The 18,019-nt window shown below is 56.8% G+C and carries 17 protein-coding genes and 1 pseudogene; 16 read left to right on the forward strand and 2 right to left on the reverse strand.

Features of this window, described 5'->3' with window-relative positions:
• The first annotated feature begins 155 nt into the window (after window positions 1-155).
• The 13 genes and pseudogenes from rplS to nrdR all read left to right on the forward strand — a co-directional run bounded on the left by rplS (window position 156) and on the right by nrdR (window position 13,592).
• Complete coding sequence (gene rplS, locus J3348_RS00550; RefSeq protein ID WP_022257134.1) at window positions 156-497, forward strand: 50S ribosomal protein L19; 342 nt, start codon at window positions 156-158, stop codon at window positions 495-497.
• A gap of 170 nt (window positions 498-667) precedes the next feature.
• Window positions 668-1,216 (forward strand): signal peptidase I, encoded by a 549-nt coding sequence (gene lepB / locus J3348_RS00555; RefSeq protein WP_097782138.1) that lies wholly within the window; start codon window positions 668-670, stop codon window positions 1,214-1,216.
• Complete coding sequence (ylqF, locus tag J3348_RS00560; RefSeq protein WP_005941918.1) at window positions 1,213-2,136, forward strand: ribosome biogenesis GTPase YlqF; 924 nt, start codon at window positions 1,213-1,215, stop codon at window positions 2,134-2,136. Before lepB ends, ylqF begins: the two co-directional genes overlap by 4 nt.
• Complete coding sequence (locus tag J3348_RS00565; protein WP_097777741.1) at window positions 2,133-2,780, forward strand: ribonuclease HII; 648 nt, start codon at window positions 2,133-2,135, stop codon at window positions 2,778-2,780. Before ylqF ends, J3348_RS00565 begins: the two co-directional genes overlap by 4 nt.
• Entirely contained in the window at window positions 2,777-3,139 is a 363-nt protein-coding gene (locus J3348_RS00570) for a YraN family protein (protein ID WP_005941923.1), read from the forward strand. Before J3348_RS00565 ends, J3348_RS00570 begins: the two co-directional genes overlap by 4 nt.
• A gap of 99 nt (window positions 3,140-3,238) precedes the next feature.
• Window positions 3,239-4,699: a threonine synthase gene (gene thrC, locus J3348_RS00575; protein WP_207698049.1), complete on the forward strand. Its 1,461-nt coding sequence runs from the start codon at window positions 3,239-3,241 to the stop codon at window positions 4,697-4,699.
• A gap of 34 nt (window positions 4,700-4,733) precedes the next feature.
• The gene (locus tag J3348_RS00580) at window positions 4,734-5,417 is read left to right on the forward strand and encodes a metallophosphoesterase (protein WP_005941928.1); all 684 of its coding nucleotides are present in this window, start codon (window positions 4,734-4,736) and stop codon (window positions 5,415-5,417) included.
• A 209-nt stretch (window positions 5,418-5,626) separates the two neighbouring features.
• Window positions 5,627-6,943, forward strand: coding sequence for a trigger factor (gene tig / locus J3348_RS00585; protein ID WP_005941933.1), 1,317 nt, complete (start codon window positions 5,627-5,629; stop codon window positions 6,941-6,943).
• A 146-nt stretch (window positions 6,944-7,089) separates the two neighbouring features.
• Window positions 7,090-7,686 carry an ATP-dependent Clp endopeptidase proteolytic subunit ClpP gene (clpP, locus tag J3348_RS00590; protein ID WP_005941935.1) on the forward strand — a complete coding sequence of 199 codons (597 nt, stop codon included), beginning with the start codon at window positions 7,090-7,092 and terminating at the stop codon, window positions 7,684-7,686.
• A gap of 41 nt (window positions 7,687-7,727) precedes the next feature.
• Window positions 7,728-9,050, forward strand: coding sequence for an ATP-dependent Clp protease ATP-binding subunit ClpX (gene clpX / locus J3348_RS00595; protein WP_207698050.1), 1,323 nt, complete (start codon window positions 7,728-7,730; stop codon window positions 9,048-9,050).
• A 230-nt stretch (window positions 9,051-9,280) separates the two neighbouring features.
• On the forward strand, window positions 9,281-10,564 hold the full coding sequence (locus J3348_RS00600) for a PLP-dependent aminotransferase family protein (protein ID WP_207698051.1): 1,284 nt from the start codon (window positions 9,281-9,283) through the stop codon (window positions 10,562-10,564).
• 180 nt (window positions 10,565-10,744) lie between these two features.
• Window positions 10,745-13,081, forward strand: a complete 2,337-nt coding sequence (gene secF, locus J3348_RS00605; protein WP_207698052.1) for a protein translocase subunit SecF — start codon at window positions 10,745-10,747, stop codon at window positions 13,079-13,081.
• Between the two features lie 38 nt (window positions 13,082-13,119).
• A pseudogene (gene nrdR / locus J3348_RS00610) lies at window positions 13,120-13,592 on the forward strand (transcriptional regulator NrdR).
• 52 nt (window positions 13,593-13,644) lie between these two features.
• On the opposite strand, the gene J3348_RS00615 reads toward nrdR, so the two are convergent.
• Together J3348_RS00615 and J3348_RS00620 are read right to left on the reverse strand one after the other, a co-directional pair.
• Window positions 13,645-14,013 (reverse strand): DUF4363 family protein, encoded by a 369-nt coding sequence (locus tag J3348_RS00615; RefSeq protein WP_207698053.1) that lies wholly within the window; start codon window positions 14,011-14,013, stop codon window positions 13,645-13,647.
• Between the two features lie 9 nt (window positions 14,014-14,022).
• Window positions 14,023-14,715 (reverse strand): DUF421 domain-containing protein, encoded by a 693-nt coding sequence (locus tag J3348_RS00620; protein WP_101956489.1) that lies wholly within the window; start codon window positions 14,713-14,715, stop codon window positions 14,023-14,025.
• A gap of 78 nt (window positions 14,716-14,793) precedes the next feature.
• On the opposite strand from J3348_RS00620, the gene J3348_RS00625 reads away from it, so the two are divergent.
• Genes J3348_RS00625 through J3348_RS00635 form a run of 3 tightly spaced genes read left to right on the forward strand, consistent with a single transcriptional unit; the run spans window position 14,794 to window position 18,019 of the window.
• Complete coding sequence (locus tag J3348_RS00625) at window positions 14,794-16,254, forward strand: spore germination protein (protein WP_242702818.1); 1,461 nt, start codon at window positions 14,794-14,796, stop codon at window positions 16,252-16,254.
• Window positions 16,251-17,051, forward strand: coding sequence for a hypothetical protein (locus J3348_RS00630; RefSeq protein WP_207698055.1), 801 nt, complete (start codon window positions 16,251-16,253; stop codon window positions 17,049-17,051). The genes J3348_RS00625 and J3348_RS00630 overlap by 4 nt, the downstream gene beginning before the upstream one ends.
• On the forward strand, window positions 17,048-18,019 hold the full coding sequence (locus J3348_RS00635; protein WP_207698056.1) for a hypothetical protein: 972 nt from the start codon (window positions 17,048-17,050) through the stop codon (window positions 18,017-18,019). The genes J3348_RS00630 and J3348_RS00635 overlap by 4 nt, the downstream gene beginning before the upstream one ends.

Consider the following 18,019-nt stretch of genomic DNA (forward strand, 5'->3'; position numbering starts at 1 on the left):
GAACGCTTGCATTTACGCAGGTTTTGTGATATCCTATTTAGGCGTTAGTGTCCGCTGAGACCACAGCGGGGTTAATGACAATATCATTAAACGGGCGGTCCTCTGACGGCAAAGTGCCGTGTATGAACGTCTAAAAACAAATGGAGGATTCAAAAATGGACGCACTGAAGATTATTTCTGAAGGCAGCATCAAGGCTGAAAAGCCCCAGTTCAACGTTGGCGATACCGTCCGCGTTGATGTTCGTATCAAGGAAGGCGACCGTGAGCGCATTCAGGCCTTTGAGGGCACTGTGATCGCAAAGAAGCACGGCGGCGTTGCTGAGACCTTCACCGTTCGCCGCGTTGCTTACGGTGTTGGCATCGAGCGTGTCTTCCCCATCAACAGCCCCTTCGTTGAGAAGGTCACCGTTGTCCGCAAGGGCAAGGTCCGCCGCGCAAAGCTGTTCTACCTGCGTGGTCGTACGGGCAAGGCTGCCAAGGTCAAGAGCGATATTTGATCATCCCCGATTTGAAACGGGAGAAAAGGGACAACCTTGTTGTCCCTTTTTTCTTTATCAAAATTTCGGAAAAAATGCGGCTTTTTGCAGGCACCGTTCTTGCGAAGAGCCTGTCGGCTGCGGTATAATCGGGTCAGCAGTGTAAAACCAGAAGGTGAGGTGTACCGGATATGGAAAAACAGGAACAGGCAAAGCCCGTGCGTGGGCAGAACCTGCTGGAATGGTACGAGGCATTGATCTCGGCAGCGCTGGTGCTGGTACTGATCTTTTCGTTTTTCTTCCGCATCATTCAGGTGGACGGCAGCTCTATGGTGCCCACACTGGTGAACGGTGATAAGCTCATCGTGTGGGGAGCAGGCTATACACCGCAGCGTGGTGACGTGGTCATTGTGGACAGCTATACCTCCTACGGTAAACCGCTGGTCAAGCGTGTCATCGCCAAAGGCGGCGATACGGTCTCCATCGATTATGCAACAGGCACCGTGGCGGTGAACGGCGAGGTCTTGCAGGAGGACTACATTGCAGAGCCTACTTATCTTGGCTATGATGTAACTTTCCCGTATACGGTGCCGGAGGGCACGGTGTTCGTGATGGGTGATAACCGCAACCAATCACTGGACAGCCGTTCCACCTATGTGGGCTGCATTGACGAACGGGACATTCTGGGCAGGGTGCTTTTGTGCTTTATGCCCTTTACAGATTTTGGGGTGGTAAAATGAACGAAATGGATACCCGCTTTGCAAACCAGTACAATATTCAGTGGTTCCCGGGCCACATGACCAAGACTCTGCGCATGATGGAGCAGGAGATCCAGCACGTGGATGCCAGCCTTGTGCTGCTGGATGCCCGCATCCCGCTTTCCAGCCTGAACCCGGAGATCGAGCGCATCACGGCCCGCAAGCCGAAACTATACGCGCTGAACAAGGCCGATCTGGCAGACCCGGCTGTAACGGAAGAATGGATCAAGTATTTCCGTGCGGCAGATGCCGGCTGTGTGGCTATCAGCGCCAAGCAGAAGGGCGGTGCCAATGCGGTAAAGGCTGCCATTGAAAAAGAACTGGCGGGCCTGCTGGAACGCCGCCAGAACCGCGGCATGGGCGGTGCCAAAACACAGGTGATGCTGTGCGGCATCCCCAATGTGGGCAAATCCACCTTCATCAACACCTTTGCAGGCTCTGCCCGCGCCAAGGCGGCAGACCGCCCGGGCGTAACCAAGGGCAAACAGTGGGTCAGCACCGACAAATTTGATCTGCTGGATATGCCCGGCGTACTGTGGAAGAAGTTTGACTCCAAGACCATTGCGTCCAATCTGGCCTTTATCGGCTCCATCAAGGATGATATTCTGGATGTGGAAGAGCTGGCCATGAACCTGCTGGACGAGGTGCGCCGCAACTACCCCGACCTTGTGGCCCAGCGCTACAAGCTGGATGCCGAAACGCTGGCCCTGCCGCCCTACGAGCTGATGGAAGCCATCGGCCGCAAGCGCGGTCTGCTGGTGCGCGGCGGCGAGGTGAACACCGAGCGCTGCGCCATTATGCTGGTGGACGAGTTCCGCGCCTGCAAGTGGGGCCGCATCTCGCTGGAGCGTCCGCCGCAGCGGGATGATCTGGCTGATTTTGCCGAGGAGGATGACGAATGAAGCGCCGTTCCGACGAGGAGATCTCGGCTCCGCTGTATGAATACGATGCCGCTGTACGCAGTCAGTATGGCTGCTTTGCAGGCGTGGACGAAGCCGGGCGCGGCCCTCTGTGCGGCCCGGTGTGCGTAGCGGCCTGTATTCTGGACCCGGAGAATCCGGTCTTTGGCATCAACGACTCCAAAAAGCTTACCGAGAAAAAGCGGGAAGCTCTGTTTGATGAGATCATTGAAAAGGCGTTGGCCTACAAAATTGTTTTTGTGGGGCCGGAGATCATCGACCGGGACAACATCCTCAACGCCACCATGGGCGGCATGAAGCAGGCTGTGGAAGAGCTGGACATCGTGCCGAACCTTGTTCTCGTGGATGGAAACCGCACCCCGGCAGGGCTGCTGGTCCCGGCACAGCCGGTGGTCAAGGGCGATGCCACCAGTGCCAGCATCGGCGCAGCATCCGTCCTTGCCAAGGTCAGCCGTGACCGCTATATGCTGGAACTGGACAGACAGTATCCGCAGTATCAGCTGGCAAAGCACAAGGGCTACCCGACCAAGCTCCACTATGAGCTGATCGCCCAGTACGGCATCCAGCCATTCTACCGCCGCAGCTTCCTCAAAAAGCAGGGCTACTGGCCGGAGAACGGAAAGTGAACCGCGCCGAGACAGGGCGCAGGGGAGAAGCAGCTGCGGCCCGCTGGTATCAGAAGCAGGGCTGCAGGCTGCTGGCACACAACTTCCACACCCGGATGGGTGAGCTGGATGTTGTGGTGCAGGAGCCGGATGGGACCATTGTCATCTGTGAGGTCAAGACCCGTGCGGAAGGCTCTCTGGCCAGCCCGGCAGAAGCGGTGGACCGGCCCAAACAGCGCCGCTTGATCCGTGCAGCACAGTATTATCTGCAGCAGAACGGCCTGAGCGATGCACCGGTGCGATTTGACGTGGCAGAAGTGTTCCCTCTTGACAGCGGGCGCTGGATGGTACATATTATAAGGGGCGCTTTTCTCACGTAAAGCAACGGCCCCGGTGGGAAAATGTACGGGCAGAGGGCTTCTCTGCCACAGCAGAAGAGCGTGCTTTGCACGTTCTACGGCGAAAAAGGAGCGACAACAATGCAGTTTTTTAGTACCAGAGACCAAAACCGCAAAGTGACTTCCTCGGAAGCGATCGCACAGGGCCTGTCCAACGAGGGCGGTCTGTTTGTACCGGAAAGCTTTCCGCAGGTGGATGTGAAGGCACTGTGCGAGCTGGACTACCCGGCCATGGCAGCTGCCGTCATCAAAGAATATCTGACCGACTACTCGCGGGATTTCCTGACCGAAGCTGCCCACAAGACCTACGGAGAGGCCTTTGGCGGCAAGGCAGGCTATCTTGCCCCGGTGGAAGGGGACACCTGTGCCTTAGAGCTGTGGCATGGCCCTACCTGTGCATTCAAGGATTATGCTCTGCAGCTGATGCCGAAGCTTCTGGTGGAAGCCAAAAAGAATCTGGGCCGCACGGAAAAGACCCTGATCCTTGTGGCGACCAGCGGCGATACCGGCAAGGCAGCTCTGGACGGCTACCATGATATCCCGGGCGTGGAGATCGCAGTGTTCTATCCCACGGGCGGCACCAGCGAGATCCAGCGCCTGCAGATGGCAACGCAGGAGGGTGCCAACGTGGCAGTGTACGCTGTGCGCGGCAACTTTGATGATGCACAGACCGGTGTGAAGAAGGTCTTTGGTGACACTGCCATTGCAGCAGAGCTTGCCAAGCGGAACATCCGCCTGTCCAGCGCCAACTCCATCAACTGGGGCCGTCTGGTGCCGCAGATCGTCTATTACTTTGCCGCCTATGCCCAGCTGCTCAAGGCGGGCAGGATCACCTTCGGCGATGAAGTGGACTTCTGCGTACCTACCGGCAACTTCGGCGACATTCTGGCAGGCTACTATGCAAAGCGCATGGGCCTGCCCGTGGGCAAGCTGGTCTGCGCTTCCAATGAGAACAACGTGCTGACCGATTTCCTCACCACCGGCACCTATACCGCAAAGCGGGAGTTCTTCAAGACCACCTCGCCCAGCATGGACATTCTGGTGTCCTCGAACCTCGAGCGCCTTCTGTACCATGTCACCGGCAGTGATGCCGAGGTGGCGGGCCTGATGAAGAGCCTTGCCGAGACCGGCAGCTATACTGTGCGTCCGGAGACGCTGGCTGCCATTCAGGAGAACTTCTCCTGCGGCTGGAGCAGTGAGGAAGAAGTGGCAGGGGAGATCCGTGTCCGCTACGAGAAGGACAATTACCTGTGTGATACCCACACCGCCGTTGCGTTCCATGTGGCAGCGCAGAAAAAGCGCGCGGGCGTGCCCATGGTGGTGCTGTCCACCGCGTCTCCCTTCAAGTTCCCGCGCAGTGTGCTGGAAGCACTGGGCCGCACCGCCCCGGAAAATGATTTTGAAGCAATGCAGCAGCTGGAAGCAGCTACCGCGCATACCGCACCGGCAAGCCTTGCCGCGCTGCGCCAGAAGCCGGAGCGCTTTAACACCGTGATCGATCCTGCGCAGATCGCCGAGGTGGCGCTGGGCTATCAGGAATAACACATCCTGCTGCATTTAGAACAGGAGAAAAAACATGGCACTTTTTGTGCTTGGCGATACCCACCTTTCTCTGGGCGCTTCCAAGCCGATGGATATTTTTCCCGGCTGGAATGATTATGTGGAGCGCCTTGAGAAAAACTGGCGCAAGCTCATCAAACCAGAGGATACCATTGTATTGGCGGGCGATATCAGCTGGGCCATGCGCCTGACCGATACCCGTAAGGATTTTGAATTTCTGCAGAGCCTGCCCGGGCAGAAGATCATCATGAAGGGCAACCACGATTACTGGTGGTCTACCGTGAACAAGATGAATGCCTACCTCAAAGCAGAAGGCTTTGATACCCTGCACATTCTGCACAACAACTCTTACAGTGTAGAGGGATATGCACTGTGCGGTACCCGCGGCTGGCTGTTTGATGCAGGCGAGGCCCACGACGAAAAGGTGATGAACCGCGAGATCGGACGGCTGCGCATGAGTCTGGATGCCGCCGAACCCGGGCTGGAAAAGCTGGTGTTCCTGCACTATCCGCCGGTGTATACCGGCACCAGTGCGCCGGAGATCGTGGCCACCTTAAAGGAATACAGCATCAGGACCTGCTACTATGGCCATCTGCACGGCAATGCCATCCGCTATGCGGTGCAGGGCGATGTGGATGGCATCCACTACAAGCTGGTCAGTGCCGATGGGCTGCGTTTTTGCCCGTACCGCATCAATTGAACCGTTAAAACCAATAAAAATTAACAATTTGGGCTGGCAATTGTGTCAGGAGCGTGCTATAATAGTTTTTGACGCGATTGTTGCACCCAATTGAGCGCGCGCGTCCCCGCATATTGCAAAAGCAAGTTCATCCAGGACGCAGTGCGCGGTTGCAAAGGGCAAAAACTTCCTGCCCTGCGCAATAGAATTTTTGAGTGGAGGAAAAACAAATGAATTTCATCAAGTGTGAAAAGCTCGAGAAGAGCATGGCAGAACTGCAGTTCTCCATCGACGCAGAGGCTTTCAAGAAGGCTGTTGCCGATGTTTTCAAGAAGGAAGGCAAGAAGTACGCTGTTCCCGGCTTCCGTAAGGGCAAGGCTCCCCGCGCTCTGATCGAGAAGATGTACGGCGCTGATGTCTTTACCTATGATGCCATCAATGAGCTGTTCCCCGAGGCTTTCGAGGCTGCTGTCAAGGAAGCTGGCGTTGAGCCGGTCGGCCGTCCGGAGGTCACTGTTGACTCTGCTGATGAGACCAACGGTGTCACCCTGACCGTCAAGGTCGCTGTCAAGCCCGAAGTCAAGGTTGGCAGCTACAATGGTCTGACGGTTGAAAAGACTGTCCATACTGTTTCTGACGAGGCTGTTGAAGCTGAGCTGAAGCGTGTGCAGGAGCGCAATGCCCGTGAGCTGACCCGTGAGGGCGCTGCTGAGAACGGCGACATCGCTGATATCGACTTCGAGGGCTTCGTCGATGGCGTGGCTTTCGAGGGCGGCAAGGCTGAGCACTACAGCCTGACTCTGGGCAGCGGCAGCTTCATCCCCGGCTTTGAGGATCAGATCGTGGGCCACTCCGCTGGCGAAGAGTTCGACGTGAATGTTACCTTCCCCACCGAGTATCAGGCTGCCGAACTGGCTGGCAAGGCTGCTGTGTTCAAGATCAAGCTGCACGAAGTGAAGTACAAGGAGCTGCCTGCTCTGGATGACGAGCTGGCTAAGGATTGCTCTGAGTACGACACTCTGGACGAGTTCAAGGCTTCCATCCGCAAGAACAATCAGGAGCAGCTGGACAAGCAGGACGATCTGGCTGTTGAGAACGCTCTGGTGGATCAGGTCATCGAGAGCATGGAGGGTGAGATCCCCCAGGCAATGTATGATGCCCGCATGGACGAGATGGTCAACGACTTTGCATTCCGCGTGGAGCAGCAGGGCCTGCGCCTCGAGGACTACCTGAAGTATATGGGCCAGACTATGGAGCAGTTCCGCGCTTCCTTCATGCCGCAGGCTGAGAAACAGGTCAAGATTCGTCTGGCTCTGGAGGCTGTTGCTGCTGCTGAGAACATCGAGGCTTCCGAGGAGGAAGTTTCCGCTGAGATCAAGCGCATCGCTGACCAGTACAAGATGGAAGAGAACAAGGTTCGTGAGCTGGTCAATGTTGACGACCTGAAGAAGGATCTGGCCATCAACAAGGCCATCGACTTCATCAAGAGCCACGCAAACATCGTGGAGAAGGCTGCTGAGGAAGAGAAGGCTGCAGACGCTGAGTAATCAGCTCCTGTGTTCCTTTGAAGCGGGCAGTATGCTGCACGGTTTCAATCAAAGGTTGTAAAAATTGACCGATACGGCAGAACCGGCAGGGAAACCGTATCGGTCAATTTTGCAAATACTATATTCCATTTCAGGAGGCGAACTTTATGAGTTTTGTTCCTTACGTTGTGGAACAGTCGTCCCATGGCGAGCGTTCCTATGATATTTTCTCCCGTCTTTTGAACGATCGCATCATCGTTCTGAGCGAGGATGTCAACGATACCTCCGCCAGCCTTGTTGTGGCACAGCTGCTGTATCTGGAAGGGCAGGACCCGGATAAGGACATCAGCCTGTATATCAACAGCCCCGGCGGCTCTATCAGCGCCGGCATGGCCATCCACGATACCATGCAGTATATCAAGTGCGATGTTTCCACCATCTGCATGGGCATGGCAGCTTCCATGGGTGCCTTCCTGCTGGCAAGCGGCACCAAGGGAAAGCGTTTTGCACTGCCCAACTCGGAAATTCTGATCCATCAGCCGCTGATCGGCGGGCAGGGCGGTGGCCTTTCCGGCCAGACCACCGATATCAAGATCCATGCCGAGCACATGGTGTATATCCGCGATAAGATGAACCGCATGCTCAGCGAGTACACCGGCCAGCCGCTGGAAAAGATCCAGCTGGATACCGAGCGCGACAACTATATGTCCGCACTGCAGGCAAAGGAATACGGCCTGATCGATGAGGTCATTGCCCACCGCTGAGCCGCCGACATTTAATTTACCCAGGATAAGGAAAAACAGCTATGGCAAATAACAATTCCGGCAGAGACAAAAACGAAAAGGATCTGGTCTGCAGCTTCTGCGGAAAGCATCAGGACGAAGTGGAGCGTATGATCATCGGCCCCGGTGTCAATATCTGCAGCGAATGCATCGGCCTGTGCCACGACCTGCTTTCCGACAAGCCGGATCAGCCCAAAAGCGCCCGACCGGCCCGCGGTGCAAACCGTGCACACATCCAGCCTGCGGACGATCTGGATATCAACATCCTGACCCCGGCCGAGATCAAGGAAGGTCTGGATCAGTATGTGATCGGTCAGGACGAGGCAAAGCGTGTGCTGGCCGTCTCGGTCTACAACCACTACAAGCGCATCCTCAGCGGCAAGGGCAGCGATGTGGAGCTGCAGAAGTCCAACGTGCTGCTGCTGGGTCCTTCCGGCGTGGGCAAGACCCTGCTGGCACAGACTCTGGCAAAAATGCTGGGCGTTCCCTTCGCCATTGCCGATGCCACCACCCTGACCGAAGCCGGTTATGTGGGCGAGGATGTGGAGAACATTCTGCTCAAGTTGATCCAAGCAGCGGATTTTGATGTGCAGAAGGCACAGATCGGTATTATCTATATCGACGAGATCGACAAGATCACCCGCAAGAGTGAGAACCCCTCCATCACCCGCGATGTAGGCGGTGAGGGCGTGCAGCAGGCCCTGCTGAAGATTTTGGAGGGCACTGTGAGCAATGTTCCTCCGCAGGGCGGCCGCAAGCACCCGCAGCAGGAGTTCATCCAGATCGACACCACCAACATCCTGTTCATCTGCGGCGGTGCATTTGATGGCTTGGATAAGTATATCCTGCGCCGCACCGATAAGTCCGCACTGGGCTTCGGCAGCAGCCTGAAGGATAATTCCAGCGCAGCAGAGAAGGCTCTGCTGCGCAAGGTGGAACCCCACGATCTGGTCAAGTTCGGCCTGATCCCGGAACTGATTGGCCGTCTGCCGGTCATTACCGTGCTGGACGATCTGGACGAGGACGCTCTGGTTCGCGTGCTCAAGGAGCCGCGCAACAGCCTTGTGAAGCAGTATAAGGAACTTCTGAGCATGGATAATGTGGAACTGAACTTCACTGATGAAGCACTCCACGCCATTGCCCGCAAGACGATCGAGCGCAAGACCGGTGCCCGCGGCCTGCGCAGCGTGATGGAAAGCATTCTGCTGCCCATCATGTACGAGGTGCCCACCGATGCTACCATCATCCGCGTAACTGTGGATGAAGATACCGTGGAAGGCGGCGAAGCACATCTGGAATACGGCGCGGTGCGCAAGCGCTATAAAAATCAGGCCGCTCTGAGCTGACGCTTTTAGCGTACAGCAGGGGAGCAAAGACCCGGCATTCAAGCTCTGTTTCAAAAGCTTTTTGCTTTTGGCAGGGCTTTTTGCTTTATTATTCTTGTTTCCGAGGGCAAAATGTACTATAATATTAAGGTCTGGAATGGCATGGGGAACGCTCCCTGGCAGGAATGCTCCGCAAAATGCCGCTCTGGCGCTATGGGTAACAGAAAGTACGATAAAGGAGTGTGTTTCCAATGGCAAATTATCTTGCAATGAATCGTGATGAACTCACTGCCGAAAAGGCAGCGCTCGAAGCAGAGTATAAAAAATTTCAGGCCAAGGGTCTCAAGCTGAACATGGCCCGCGGCAAGCCCGGCCCTCACCAGATGGATCTGGCTATGGACCTGCTGAAGATGAATGACTATACCACCGATGCCGGTACGGATGCCCGCAACTATGGCGAGCTGGAAGGCCTGCAGGAGGCCCGCGTGCTGTTTGCGGATGTCTTTGGCGTAAAGCCGGAGGAAGTGTTCGTGGGCGGCAACTCCAGCCTGCAGCTGATGTATAACCTCGTCAATATCGGCTATGTGTTCGGTTTCCCGGAGTCTCCGTGCCCCTGGTCTCAGGTGGAGAAGCGCAAGTTCCTCTGCCCGGTGCCCGGCTATGACCGTCACTTTGCTATTACCGAGGAGTTTGGCTTTGAGCTGATCAGCGTGCCTATGACCCCCAATGGCCCGGATATGGACATTGTGGAAAAGCTGGTGGCCGAGGATCCTGATATCAAGGGCATCTGGTGTGTGCCGCAGTATTCCAACCCCGATGGCTACACCTACAGCGATGAGACCATCGAGCGTTTTGCCAAGATGAAGACCGCTGCGCCTGATTTCAAGATCTTCTGGGATGAAGCCTATATCGTCCATCACCTGACCGATGAGATCATTGAGACTCCGGTGCTGCTGAACGAGAGCAAGAAGTACGGCAACGAAAACCGTGTGTTCATGTTCACTTCCACCAGCAAGATCACCTTCCCGGGCGCAGGTGTCTCTGCCATTGCCTGCAGCGAGAGCAGCATGAAGTATATCTGCAAGCGCTTCTCGGTCATGATCATCAGCTACGACAAGATGAACCAGCTGCGCCACGTCCGCTTCCTGAAGAACAAGGAAGGTGTGCTGGCCCACATGGCAAAGCACCGTCGTCGTCTGGTGCCCTGCTTTGATGCCGTCAAGACCGCGTTCAAGAACAACCTCATCCCCTGCGGGGATATTGCCCACTGGACGGACCCCAAGGGCGGCTACTTCATCAGCCTGTATGTGATGCCCGGCTGTGCAAAGCGCGTGGCGGGTCTGTGCAAGGATGCGGGCCTGACCCTGACCGGTGCCGGTTCTGCATATCCCTATCACAAGGACCCCGAGGATTCTCACCTGCGCATTGCGCCCACCTATCCCAGTCTGGACGAGGTGGAAACCGCTTCCGAACTGCTGTGCATCTGTGTGCGTCTGGCTGTGGCAGAAAAACTGCTGGCTGACAAGGCAGACTAACATTTTTTGATTTTATCTCCTCTGTGCGGCCCGTTTGGGCCGTCAGGGGAGTTTTGTCGCAAGAAAGCCGGCACGACGGCCCCCTTGCGGAAATGATAAGGCCCGCCGGAGCAGGCGGTCCGCACTAGAATACGGGCGGCAGCTGCAAGAACTGCTGCTTTTGGAGGTTCCCTGAATTTTATGAAAACAAAAGGCAAAGCATGGCATCTGATCGCCACAGTGCTGTTGATCGTGGTATTTGTGTATACTGCGTTCTTCGGTGTGTATGCCAAGTACGGCGATACGACCACGACCTACATCAAAGGTGCAAAGGATATCCGCTTCGGTGTGGATATTAAGGGCGGTGTCAACGTCACCTTTGTGCCGTCGGATGGCTACGATGCTACCGAAGAACAGCTGGAAGCAGCCCAGCTCGTCATTGAGAACCGTCTCGTGGCGCTGAACGTGACCGACTATGAGCTGTATGTGGACAACAATTCCGACAGCCTGATCCTGGAGTTCCCGTGGCAGTCCGGTGAGACGGATTTTGACCCGGAAGCTGCGATCGATGAGATCGGCACCACCGCCTATCTGACCTTCCGCGAGGGAAGCAGTGCGGACGGTGAGCTGATCCTGGACGGCTCCATGATCGAGAGCGCCGCAGCTCAGTATGGCCCCGTCAGCAATGGCGGTGCTTCGGAATATTTCGTCTCCTTGAAGTTCACCGATGACGGTGCCAAGGCATTTGGCGATGCTACCACAAAGCTGGCTGCATCGGGCGGCACCATCAGCATCTGGCTGGACGATGAAAACGTGAGCACGGCCACGGTCAATACTGCTATTACCGATGGCTCTGCCATCATTACAAGCTCTGCTTCCAATCCTTTCACGCAGGAGCAGGTCGTCAAGATGGCCCGCCAGATCAACTCCGGCGCACTGCCCTTTGCACTGACGGTGGACAGCTATTCCACCGTCAGCCCCAGTCTGGGCGAGAACAGCCTGAGCGCCATGGTTCTGGCCGGCCTGATCGCCTTTGCACTGATTGTGGTGTTCATGACGATGCTGTACCGTCTGCCGGGCTTCCTTGCATGTATTGCACTGGCTGGTCAGGTGGCAGCAACGCTGGCGTTCGTTTCCGGCTACTTCCCGGTGTTTGAAAGCTTTACCATGACCCTGCCCGGCATCGCAGGCATCATCCTTGCCATCGGCATGGGCGTGGATGCCAATGTTATCACGGCAGAACGCATCAAGGAAGAGCTGAAAAACGGTAAGTCTCTGGATGGCGCGCTCAAGAGCGGTTTTGCCCGCGGCCTGACCCCCATCGTTGACGGCAACGTGACCATCGTCATCGTGGCCATCGTGCTGATGGGTGCCTTTGGCCCCTCGGACGGCATGTTTGCAAAGGCACTCCACTTTGTGTTCTTTGCCTTTGGCCCCTCCACCGCAGGCACTATTTATGCCTTCGGTTACACGCTGCTCACCGGCGTGCTGCTGAACTTTGTGTTCGGCGTGTTCGCAACCCGTGTGATGATCCGCGGTGCGGCATCCATCAAGGCACTGCGCAACCCTTGGCTCTACGGTGCAGAAAAGCCCGGCAAGGAAAAAGCCGAGAAGAAGCCCATCGACTTTGTGGGCCTGCGCAAGCGCTTCCTGACGATCTCCTCCTGCCTGATGGCAGCCATCGTGCTGTGCGCTGTGGTTTTGGGTGTCCATCTGGATACCGAGTTCACCGGCGGTGCCATGATCACCCTGAGCTACGAGGGCAGCTTTACCATGTCGGATGTGCAGAAGGTTGCATCCTTTGCATTGGAGAATAACGGCCTGACCCTGCAAACCGGCGAGAATGTTGCTACCGGTGGCCAGACCCTGAAAATCTCGATGCCCGGTACCGAAACAGTGACTACCGAGCAGGTGGCTAAGCTGCTGGACAGCCTGAACGAAAGCTGCCCGGACAACAATTTTGAACAGCTGTCGCTAAGCAACGTCAGCGCTGCCATGGGCACCAAGTTCCTGCAGAAGAGTCTGGTTGCCGTGGTGTTTGCACTGGTGCTGATCCTGCTGTACATCGCCCTGCGCTTCAAGAACATCGGCGGCCTGACCGGCGGCATGATGGCAGTGCTGGCGCTTGTGAACGACCTGATGGTGGTGTTTGGCACCTTCGTGCTGCTGCGCACCGCGCTGGACGGCAATTTCATTGCCGCCATGCTTACCATTCTTGGCTACTCCATCAACGATACCGTTGTGGTCTACGACCGTATCCGCGAGAACCGCACCCTGATGGGTAAAAAGGCATCCTTTGAAGAGCTGGTGAACCACTCGGTGAACCAGTCCGCCCGCCGCACCCTGATCACCACCATTACCACGGTGATGGCGCTGGGCGTTATGTGCATCGTGGCAAAGCTGTATGGTCTGGACAGCATCTTTACCTTTGCGTTCCCGCTGATGATGGGCATGATCAGCGGCGTGTACACTTCGCTGTGCGTTTCCACCTCTGCGTGGGTGCTGTGGAGTGAGCGCAAGCCCAAGACCAAAGCCTAAAAACACAGCCCGGTCAGACCGGACAGGAGGAACAGAACATGAAGTGTCCCTATTGCGGAGCCGAGGAATCCAAAGTGATCGATTCCCGCCCCACCGAAGACAGTGAGCGCATCCGCCGCCGCCGCGAATGCCTGAGCTGCCATATGCGCTTTACGACCTATGAGGTCGTGGAGACTGTTCCGCTTGTGGTCATCAAAAAGGACAGCTCCCGTGAGCCGTTCGACCGGCAGAAGCTGCTCAACGCCATGGTGCGTGCCTGCGCCAAGCGGCCAGTCAGCTACGAATCGCTGGAGCGTGCGGTAAGCAGCATTGAGCAGACGCTGCTCAGCTCCTACGACCGTGAGATCCCCAGCGTGCGCATCGGTGAGCTGACCATGCAGGAACTGAAAAAAATCGACGAAGTGGCATATATGTTCGCTTTGCATCGGTCTACCGTCAGTTTGCAGACGTGGAAAGTTTTTTCAATGAGCTGAAAAAGCTGATGGGCGACCGCAAGGAACCACAGAAATAATTCGCATCAGAACACCGGCTTTCGCCCAATGGGGCAGGGCCGGTGTTTTTGTTTATACCAGCCGGTGCGAGAGCCATTCCAGTGTTTCCACCTGTACCTGTGCGCGGCGCAGCTCACCAAAGGCTTCCTCTGGGGCACCCATTTCCAGGTGTCCGTCCGCCGCCCGCAGCGCAGCTTCCAGCTCGGTAAAATCTGCTGTGCGCAGCAGGTGGTTCATTTTGGTGCGCATTTGGTTGCACCGGTCGGCACCATCAGCAAGCGCCTGCCGGGCGGCAGGGTAGTCGGCATTGCGGATGGCTTCGGCGGCGGTGTCAAGGTCTGCCGAGATCACATCCGCAAAGCTCTGCACCTTCCAGCTGCTGTAAAAGGCCACGCTCAACAGTACGCCCACAATGGCGATACATGCATAGATCCGCTTCATCCGCTCACCTCAATGGGAGCCGCCGGCACGGCGGTTCTCTTTTTTTAGCAAAAAATAATCCTCGGTCTCGTTGCCGATCAGCAGCAAAATTTCTTCCGGCAGCAGGGTGTTGGCCTGCGCCGTGCGTTCCAGCCACGCGCGGTCCTTGCCGCACCAGCGCAGGTTGTCTTCCAGCACCTGTCCGTCCAACACAAAGGGAATGGTGGCGTTGGTATGGGTCACCTTCAGCTGCAGGTCAGCAAGACGGGCTGGCTCTTTTTCTGGCCGCAGTGCTGCCGAAAGGGTGCCGTTCGTCTCGATCACCGCGTAGGAGACCTCCCGTGGGTCAAAAATATTTTTACCGCGCAGCGCTTCCATCAGGTCAGCTGTGGTCAGCCGCAGCATCCGCAAGGCTTTCTGATCGATCTGCCCGTCCAAGATCACCGTTTTGGGTCTGCCGGAGAGAAAGTTGAAGAATTTCTGGCTGCGGAAGCTCAGCACGGAGCCCAGCAGTTCCAGCGCTGCAATGAGAAATAGCGGGATCAGGCTGGATGTGATGGGCACCTCTTCCGATTCAATGGAGATGGATGCCAGATTGGAAATGAGAATGGTGGACACCAGTTCTTCGGGCTGCAGTTCGCCCAGCTGGCGCTTGCCCATCAGCCGCATGGCAAACAGAACGCACAGATAAATGATGATCGTGCGGCAGATCAGAAGCTTCAAGTAACAAGACCTCCTGTCGTTTCTGGCGGAATGGATGCCGCTGCAGCCGGGCATACTGCTGTGCAAAGGAGTGGTTGGATGCGGCAGTTATCACAGAGCCTTGCGGCAAATCTTGCGGTGCTGGACAAAATGTTTGGCACCTCTGCGGATTATTATGCCAAGGAGATCACGATTTATCATTGCAGGGGAAGCATCCTGCTGTTTGACGGCATGGCAAGCCTGGATTCTTTGTGGGAGCTTTTACTGGATGCGGCCAGCCGTCAGACACCGCCGCAGCAGGCAGGCCAGCGTTGCACCGGGCCGCAGGTCTTTGAGCTGATCCTGCACGGCTCAGCATTTCCGGCAGAAAGTGAGCCGGTAACAGATCTGGCTGATCTGATCAAACGAATGACGGCAGGCATGGCGGTCTTACTGCTGGACGGCTGCGCAAAGGGCATTGCCTTCTCGGTGCAGGGACTGAAGTTCCGCTCGGTAGACGAGCCTTCCGGGGAGGGCAATCTGCGCGGCTCCCGCGAAGGCTTTGCCGACCTGCTGCGGGTCAATCTGAGCCTGCTGCGGCGGCTCATCCGTACCGAACATCTGGTGCAGGAGGTGGCGCAGGCCGATACCGAAATGCAAACGGAATACGCCATCTGCTACTGCAAAAACAGGGCAGACTCCGCCATGGTGATCCGTGTGCGCAAAGCGCTTGCCGCTGCAAAGCCGGAGCTTTTGCTGGATTCCAGTTACTTTGTGCCGTGGCTTCTGCCGGGCAAGGCGCGGCTGTTCACGCCGGTAAGCTACACCGAGCGGCCTGCCGTGGCGGCGGCAAAGATCTGTGAGGGCAAGATCGTGGTGCTGGTCAACGGAAGTCCCTCTGCCATGGTGCTTCCAGCTCTTTTCTGCGAAAATTTTGAGTGCTTGGACGATTATGCATCCACCGCCGTGTTTTCCTCTTTTCTGCGCATCCTCAAATATGTTTCGTTCTACCTCACAGTATTTCTGCCGGGTGTGTTCGTCTGTCTGGCGGTCTACCTGCCGGAGCTGATCCCACCACAGCTTCTGTACAAGATCGAAGCGGCGGAGAAGGCCACACCGCTGCCGCTGTTTGCGGAAATGCTGCTGGTCATACTCATTTTGGAGGTCATCCGGGAAGCAGGTCTGCGGATGCCGCAGTCGCTGGGGCATTCGGTCAGTCTGGTGTCCGCGTTGATCATCGGCGATGCTGCCATTGCCACCGGGCTTATGAGCACGCCGGTGATCTTTGTGGCAAGCATCACGGCCATCGCGGTGTTCGTCACGCCCTCTTTGTACGAGCCTGCTACGCTGCTGCGTCTGGGTGTGGTGCTGGCTGCAGGTCTTGCCGGGCCGGTGGGCCTTGCGGGGGCTTTTTTTGCAGTTCTGCTCAGTCTTTCCGGCACAGCCTGCCTGCAGGTGCCATATCTGGCGGCGCATCCGTTCCCGCAGCGGCCCATGGCAGAGGATGGCATCATCCGCCGCAACTACCGCCGTCTTTCAGCGCACGACTTTAATATCTGGCAGAAACGGGAGGGAAAATGATGCAAAAACAGAAAGGCTTTTCTGCTCCCGTGCTGGCACTGAGCGTGTGGACAGCTGCGCTGGCAGAAGAAATGCAGACCGGTATCTCTCCGCGTGGGATGATTATTCATGGAGCGGTTCAGGCTCTTTTGCTCACATGCATCAGTGGGGTGTTCTCTGCCTGCTGGCAGCGGGCAGCCATGCAGTGGGTCTGGCTGTTTTCCGCAGGAGCATGGTTTCTGGCAGAGTTGTTTGGAACCGTAATGCAGGCCCAGAACATCTGCCAGCAGGAGTTCCGCTCCATGGCGCTGATCGGCCTGCTGCCGCTTTTGCTCTGGGCAGGGTGGTGTATTCCGCCTTCCGGCTGGGATGCTCCGGCACGGGTACTGTGGTGGTTCGTGCTGCTGGGTGGGCTGGTCTGTCTGACAGGGCTTGCCGGGCAGATGGACTGGGCGCACCTGCTGACGGCAGATGCTATGCAACTGGCCCGCTGGCCGCGTGTTCCGCTGTATGCGGAGTATTTGTTCTGGCCGCTTCTTGCAGGTTATGAAGAGCCGCGCAGCATGTCCTGGCTGCCATGGCTCACCTTTCTGGCACAGGCGGGTCTTACTGCCGGGATGTGCCTCGTATTTGGCGCAGCGGATTACCCGGCACAGGAACTGCTGCGGGCATGGAGTGCAGATGTATTCTCCCGCATGGATGCGCTGCTTTTGCTCATCTGGCTCACCTGCGCGATCTTCCGCATCGGCTTTCTCTGCGCGGCAGTGCGTACCGTGTGGCAGCGCGCGGTGCAGTGCGGGAAAGGAGCGGCAAAATGAAGCAGAAGAAACTGCGCTCTCTCAGTGCGGTGCTTTTGATCGGGTGGTGCCTGATTTTTCTGCGCTGCGAGACCACTGAAAAAAGCATGGTGCGTGCGCTGTATCTTGCTCAGAAGGAACAGTCCATCACCGTAGGGCTGCTGTATCAGGCTCCGGAAGCCGCCGCCGATGCATCCGAGGCTTCTGGGGCTGTGCAGCTGCAGTTGGCGCAGGCGGACACGCTGGCAAAAGCGCTGGCGGCGGCTCAAAAGCAACTGCCGCAAAAGGCGGATTACCGCCTGTGCGATTATCTGCTGATCGATCAAAATGCATCGGCAGAGCTGCTTGCAGCGTATGAGCGTACGGTGCTGGAAAACAGGCAGGGCAGGGTATCGGCAAAAGTTTCTGTGCTGGAGATGGACGATGGATTTTTGGAGGAACTTCCAGCGGAAAAGCAGGAATTTCCGAACAAACTGCTTGAGTTGCTCAAGCAGTGCACAGACCAGATGCCGAGGCTTTACCAGTATCAGGACGGAATGCTTCTGCCGCAGCTGCGGGCAGAGAAACAGGAAGTGGCACTTGCAGATACAAGCATCCTCTGGCGAGTGGAAAACAGCATTGAGCTGGAGGCCCGGCAGGCGGAAACAGCGCGGCTTTTGCTGGAAATGGGAGGCGTGCATACTTTCTGGCTGGAAGGTGAGCCGGTAACGGTCCGCCGATGCAGCGTGTCTGTCACCCTGCGGGAAGAAACTGCCAGTCTGCGGCTGGACTGTCAGCGCAGCTATGATACGCCGCAGCCCAGCGCCGCACAGTGCAAACAGCTGGCAGAACTGTGCACGCAGACGGTGCAGTCTTTCTGGCAGCAGGGCATCGACCTTGTGCATCTGCAGCAGCGCAGTGCATTGCAGAACGGTGTGGGCAGAGAAAAGATCACAATAAAAAACGCCTGCCCGCAATTGAAGGCAGACGTGAGATTTTTACCGATGTGA

Source organism: Faecalibacterium sp. Marseille-Q4896 (genome assembly GCF_017377615.1).
Taxonomy (GTDB): domain Bacteria; phylum Bacillota; class Clostridia; order Oscillospirales; family Ruminococcaceae; genus Faecalibacterium; species Faecalibacterium taiwanense.